Genomic DNA, 3,533 nt, shown 5'->3' with positions numbered 1-3,533 from the left:
CCTTTATTATCTCTTTTCTCCGGCGGATACTCCCGCACAATGCAACGCGATGGCCGGGAAGGGCCTTCGCGAGACGTCCTCTCATCTCTTCGGCGGAGGGATAGACGTCGGCGAAGAGGTACCGGCCCTTATGTTTTTTAAGGAATTCAATGCCCTTGAGGATGTTCGCCTGGGTCTTTTCACCGAAACCGGCGAGTGAGACGAGCCTGTTTTCACGGCACGCGTATTCGAGCTCCCCCAGGTCCATGATTCCCAGCTCGCGGTGGAGCATTCTGATTTTTCGCGGACCGAGGCGGGGGACCTGCAGGAGCTCCAGGAGACAGGTCGGAACTTCCTTTTTCAGCTCCTCATAATAGGCCATGGCACCGGTTTCATAATACTCCATGATCTTTTGCGAAAGGGCTTCGCCTATGCCTTCGATCTCCGTGAGCCGTTTTTCCCGGATTATCTGATCAAGGCGATCTATTGAGGACAGGGTTCTGGCGGCTTTATAGTAGGCATTCGATTTAAAAGGGTTTTCCCCTTTGATCTCCAGGAGGGTACCGATCTCTTCGAGCACTTTGATAATTGAGCTGGGCTCCATGCCTCTATTATCGCCATGGCAAATCCTCAAAGTCAACGAGGAACGTAAAAGTGGCCGCGGCGACCACGGAGAGACCCTGGCGGCGTAAATTACCTTTGTAAAAGGAACCAAAGAACTTTAAAATATGGAAGGAGAAGGTGAGAATGAAGGCAACGATCGAAGAAGCGGGGGAGCGCATCCGGAAGCTCAGAAGGGAGCTTGATCACCACAATTACCGCTATTACGTATTGGACGATCCCGTAGTCTCCGATGCTGAATACGACCGTTTAATGAAAGAGCTTCAGGATCTGGAAACGGAGTTTCCGGAGCTGATAACCCCTGATTCACCGTCCCAACGAGTCGGGTCCACACCACTCGAAGCGTTCTCTTCGGTAAGCCATACCATTCCGATGCTGAGCCTCGCCAACGCCATGGCGGAAGAGGAAGTGATCGATTTCGACAGGCGCATAAAGAGGCTTCTCGGCGTCGACTCCGTCGATTACGTCATGGAAGTGAAAATAGACGGGCTGGCCGTAGAGCTGGTCTATGAAAACGGTCTTTTTGCCCTCGGCTCCACAAGGGGCGACGGGTACCGAGGGGAAGACATTACCCAGAACCTGAGGACAGTTCGATCGATTCCCATGAGGCTCAGGGAGAGCACCGAAATCCCCCCGCCCGAGCGGCTCGAAGTACGGGGTGAAGTGTATATGGGAAGAAGAGAATTTCAAGACCTCAACAGGCGCAGGGAGCGCGCGGGAGAGCCTCTCTTCGCGAACCCCAGAAATGCGGCCGCAGGCTCCGTGAGACAGCTCGACCCGAAGGCGACGGCACAGAGGAACCTGAATGCCTTTTTTTATGCCCCGGGGCAAATCCTCGGCTATTCACCGGCGACGCACCGGGAGTTTCTGGACAACCTCCGCGTATGGGGCTTTCGGGTAAACGATTATGCCAGGCCCTTGAAGAACATCGAAGACGTCCTTGAATATTACCGACACATCTATAATATGAGAGATGAGATACCTTACGAGATCGATGGGACCGTGATAAAAGTGGACAGGCTCGATTACCAGGCCCGCCTGGGCACGGTTTCGCGGTCGCCCCGCTGGGCAATAGCCTATAAATTCGAGGCCCAGGAAGAGACTACGACGGTACGGGACATTCTCGTGGGGGTGGGCAGGACCGGCGCCCTCACCCCTGTGGCGATGCTCGAACCGGTAACGGTGGGGGGCGTCGAAGTCTCCAGGGCCACCCTCCATAATGAGGATGAGGTAAAGAGAAAAGGCATTATGAAGGGTGATACGGTAATCGTCAGAAGAGCGGGGGACGTGATCCCCGAGGTGGTGAAGGTTATAATGGAGAAAAGGACGGGAAGCGAGGTGCCTTTCATGATGCCCCGGACTTGCCCGGTCTGCGGAGAGCCCGTGGTGAGGCCGCCGGGAGAGGCGATCACCCGGTGCGTCAACATCAATTGCCCTGCTCAAATAAAGGGCAGCATCGAGCATTTCGCCTCAAAGAGGGCAATGGATATCGACGGTCTGGGCGAGAAGCTCGTGGAGCAGCTCGTGGACAAAGGGATAGTGCGGGATGTGTCCGATCTCTATCGCCTCTCCCACGAGACCCTCGCGGGCCTCGACCGCATGGCCCGCAAATCGGCGGGTAATATCGTGGATGCCATAGAAGCATCCAAGGGGAGAAGCCTGGCCCGCTTTATCTACGCCCTCGGGATCAGGAATGTGGGCGAGCATCTTTCCACGGTACTGGCGGAGAAATTCGAAGATATAGACCGTCTTATAGCGGCCGGCCGTGATGAGCTCATGCGTATCCCCGAAATCGGACCCGAGGTGGCGGAGAGCATCGCGACCTTTTTCGGTGATGAAAAGAACCTCGAGACCATAAGAAGAATTATCGAAGCAGGCGTGGTTATCGAGCACAAGAAGCCGGTAAGAAGAGGTCTCGACGGACTGACCTTTGTCTTTACGGGTACCCTGGACCGCATGACCAGAGAAGAAGCGCGAAGGAGGGTAGAAGAGCTCGGCGCCATGACCGCTCCATCAATAAGCAAGAAAGTAAGTTATGTGGTGGCCGGCGAGGAAGCCGGCTCCAAGCTCGACAAGGCCAAATCTCTTGGGATCCCGATCCTCACGGAGGAGGAGTTCCTCCGCCTTCTCCAAAGTTCTTGACTCCCGGCCGCGGGAATAGTAAATAGTGGGTCAGAAAAACAAATACACCAGGGAGCCGATGTGAGGAGAGAGAAAATACGCGCCGTCATAGGGGGAACGTCGTTGATGCAGTCAACCCTCTTTGCGGAGTGGAAAGATATAACCCGGGAAACTCCCTACGGGGCCGTGGCGGTGAAAACAGAGGGCCGCCATTTTTTTGTGCAGAGGCACGGTATCCCTCCATTGCCTCCCCACAGGATTAATTATCGCGGATATATTTGGGCGCTGAACGCATTAAAAGTCAAAGAGATCATCGCGGTAAATTCGGTGGGGAGCCTTAAACCGGGTCTGAAGCCCGGCTCTTTTGTGATTCCCCATGATTTTTTATCTTTTTGGGACGTTCCAACCTTTTGGGACGATGAAATGAAATTTACCGTGCCCGAGATGGATGAGGAATTGCGGGGGCGGCTCTCAAAGGCATGCGAGGATATAGGCATGGAAAGACCCGCTTCCGGTATCTATGTGCAGACGAGGGGGCCGAGACTGGAAACCAGGGCTGAAGTGGGCGTTCTGAAGAAAATGGGAGACGTGGTCGGCATGACCATGGCATCGGAGGCCACATTATGTATTGAGGCGGGAATCCCGTATGCAAGTATCTGCTCCGTTGACAATTACTGCAACGGCATAGTCGGGAGGCGGCTGACAATGGAGGAGATCGGCCGGACCGGTCTCAAAAGCCTCGGTGCTATTGAAACCCTCCTGAAAAAACTTTGCGAGATAAAATGAATATATTGATTAAGAACGTTCTTCAT

3 protein-coding genes are annotated in these 3,533 nt (G+C 54.3%); 2 read left to right on the top strand and 1 reads right to left on the bottom strand.

What is annotated here, in order from left to right; genetic code table 11:
* Positions 1–583: helix-hairpin-helix domain-containing protein (locus VGJ94_07300; protein ID HEY3276411.1), on the bottom strand; the 583-nt coding region annotated here is incomplete at its 3' end.
* Positions 584–726: 143 nt separating this feature from the next.
* Between VGJ94_07300 and ligA the strand changes: the two genes are divergently transcribed.
* Together ligA and VGJ94_07290 are read left to right on the top strand one after the other, a co-directional pair.
* On the top strand, positions 727–2,742 hold the full coding sequence (gene ligA / locus VGJ94_07295; protein HEY3276410.1) for an NAD-dependent DNA ligase LigA: 2,016 nt from the start codon (positions 727–729) through the stop codon (positions 2,740–2,742).
* A 60-nt stretch (positions 2,743–2,802) separates the two neighbouring features.
* Complete coding sequence (locus tag VGJ94_07290; GenBank protein HEY3276409.1) at positions 2,803–3,507, top strand: MTAP family purine nucleoside phosphorylase; 705 nt, start codon at positions 2,803–2,805, stop codon at positions 3,505–3,507.
* Positions 3,508–3,533: the final 26 nt, after the last annotated feature.

Source organism: Syntrophorhabdaceae bacterium (assembly GCA_036504895.1).
Taxonomy (GTDB): domain Bacteria; phylum Desulfobacterota; class Syntrophorhabdia; order Syntrophorhabdales; family Syntrophorhabdaceae; genus PNOM01.
This window is presented reverse-complemented; position numbering and strand designations above follow the sequence as displayed.